The organism is Gottfriedia acidiceleris, from assembly GCF_004138285.1.
Classification (GTDB): Bacteria; Bacillota; Bacilli; order Bacillales; family Bacillaceae_G; genus Gottfriedia; species Gottfriedia acidiceleris_A.
In genome coordinates this window covers 1-2,293 of the sequence record NZ_SCFN01000049.1, presented here as the reverse complement: position 1 = coordinate 2,293, position 2,293 = coordinate 1, and the positions used below count along the sequence as shown (strand labels likewise).

Here is a 2,293-nt window from a genome sequence, read left to right as displayed (position 1 = left end):
GCGTAAGTTGAATAAAAAATACTATTTTTAAGCTAAATTAATAAATCTAAAATAATGTAAATTGTTCTGATTCCACTTTCTTTTTCTTTGTGGATTCTTTCTTTTCAATTACTTGTTTCGAAGTATTATTTACTTGAACAGCCATTTTTACTGCACTTACATAACTGTGCTCTTTATTGCAATTTGGACAGATGTATATCTGTTTGTTAATACGTGAGTCAGCTAGTTTCAAACGTTCTTCTTTTGACATTCCTATGTTTTTAGCACATGGCCCACAAATTTTCTCCACTACTTCACCCCCTATTTTTAATTCTTTTCTGTAAGATCTTTAATAAAAATCTATTTTATTGTTTTTTATCGTTCAGTGAATTAACAATTAATTATATCATGCCTTAATTAACTATCCTTCTAAATACTAATATTAAAAGAGCAGCCATTGGCTGCTCTTCTAATTGAACTCGCACTGCGTTAGTTAAACAACGATAGACTATTTTGGTAGTCTATTTATTTTTTTGACTTACTGGCAGATTAGTCATAATGAACGAAACGGCTACATCAGTTCAATAAGAACAATGCAAATATTAGTGTTAAGAAATATATTTAGATTATTGAATGAAGAATAATAAGTTGATGAAGTTGATGATGAAGGTAGGAAATTTAGTTGTTTATAAAGGCTGTTGAATTGACTTTACATAATGAAGAAGTTGCAGAAAAAATTGAACAAAATTTTTCTAAAACAGAAAAAATTATATATAAATTGCTATTAAGTGGGCAAAAATCAGGTGAAATTCCTAAACATTATGATTTTGAAAAGCTTTCCCAGTTTATTCATAATGCCTTCATAGGTTTAAGGGTACTAGTAAAAACAACTAATGATAAAAATAAACTAAAAAATATCATAGATACTACTCTCTGTATTAGATTAAAGATTAATGTAAGTTCACATAGCATAATTTGAAAGGAGTTAACTAAAACAAGTTAACTTTATTTAGTTTATAAAAAATGAGAACGAATGGTAAACAATAATTCTTTACTGTTCGTTCTCGTAATGATAATATGAAATTCGTAGGAAGAAGGATTCAAGAACATTCAATAGTTTAGAAAGAATGTTGTGGAAACTTCTTATACAAGTCTTTAGGGAAGTATATCAAGAATGATCGAAGGGGAAGCTAGATTTCGGGTCGTTCTTAAGATATAATCATTGCTTTATCAACGTTGAAGTAGCCGATTAGCCGCTTCAGGTTATGATAAACTCAATCCGTAACAAGGAGGAACATATGAACGATTTGTTGGTACAAGTAATAGAAGCGCATGGCGGGTTAAACCGTTGGAAAAAATATAATTCATTAACTGCCACGATCGTCACCGGTGGTGGGTTATGGGCATTGAAAGGGCTCGTTCAAGACTCTAATCCTCGTGAGATGACAGTCGCGCTTCACTCTGAAGTCGCATCTCTCACTCCCTTCGGTCAACCGGATTGGCGGACTTCCTTCAGCCCCGATCGTATTGCGATTGAAACCTTGTCCGGGGAAGTCATTTCCGAGCAGGACGATCCTAGGACCTCGTTTGCGAATCATACGATGAACACACCATGGAATCCACTTCATCGAGCCTATTTCAATGGATACGCAATGTGGACATACCTGACTACACCTTTTTTCATGATGATGCCGGGGTTTGAGGTCAGCGAAATCCCATCCTGGAAAGAAGGCAATGAGATTTGGCGAGGATTGCGTGTAAGGTTTCCCAATAACATTGCTAGTCACAATAAGGAGCAGGACTTCTATTTTGACGCTGATTTACAGCTGCGCAGACACGACTATCATGTTGATGTCGCAGGCAGCTTTCCGGCGGCGCAATATATCGACGACTACATCGAGGTTGAAGGCTTTCGTTATCCTACAAAACGCCGCGCTTATTTACGCGGACCCAATATGGAACCAGTTCGCGATATGCTGTTCGTTGCGATCGATATAAGTAACTTCCGGTTTAGTTGACTCGATCATATAATTTCTTATATCACAAAAAAGGTGGAGCAGTAGCTTCACCCTTTTTTATTGATACCGTTCAAACAAATCCAACAAGGCGACTTCCAGTAAATCCGATTTATTCACCCGTTTTTGCTTGGCAAACTGATCAAGCTGCTTTGCTATGTCATCGTCAATCACAATCGTTTTCCTGGTACCCCATTTCCAATCACCTATTACTTTTTCTTATATTCTATGTTTTTTTTAGTAATTCCTTGTTCAACTATACTGCCATTTAGCCACCCATGCAGCGCTCGCGCTGCACC

Annotated in this window: 4 protein-coding genes; 2 read left to right on the top strand and 2 right to left on the bottom strand. The window is 36.1% G+C overall.

Going from position 1 to position 2,293, the window contains the following annotated elements; all coding sequences use genetic code 11:
- Positions 1 to 46 precede the first annotated feature (46 nt).
- Positions 47 to 289 (bottom strand): hypothetical protein, encoded by a 243-nt coding sequence (locus EP747_RS23880; protein WP_129692478.1) that lies wholly within the window; start codon positions 287 to 289, stop codon positions 47 to 49.
- Positions 290 to 661: 372 nt separating this feature from the next.
- On the opposite strand from EP747_RS23880, the gene EP747_RS23875 reads away from it, so the two are divergent.
- Complete coding sequence (locus EP747_RS23875; protein WP_129692477.1) at positions 662 to 958, top strand: TetR family transcriptional regulator C-terminal domain-containing protein; 297 nt, start codon at positions 662 to 664, stop codon at positions 956 to 958.
- Positions 959 to 1,277: 319 nt separating this feature from the next.
- Entirely contained in the window at positions 1,278 to 1,997 is a 720-nt protein-coding gene (locus EP747_RS23870) for a hypothetical protein (RefSeq protein ID WP_129692476.1), read from the top strand.
- 57 nt (positions 1,998 to 2,054) lie between these two features.
- Here EP747_RS23870 and EP747_RS25470 read toward each other — a convergent pair whose 3' ends face one another.
- Positions 2,055 to 2,171, bottom strand: coding sequence for a ribbon-helix-helix domain-containing protein (locus EP747_RS25470; protein WP_419179347.1), 117 nt, complete (start codon positions 2,169 to 2,171; stop codon positions 2,055 to 2,057).
- Positions 2,172 to 2,293: the final 122 nt, after the last annotated feature.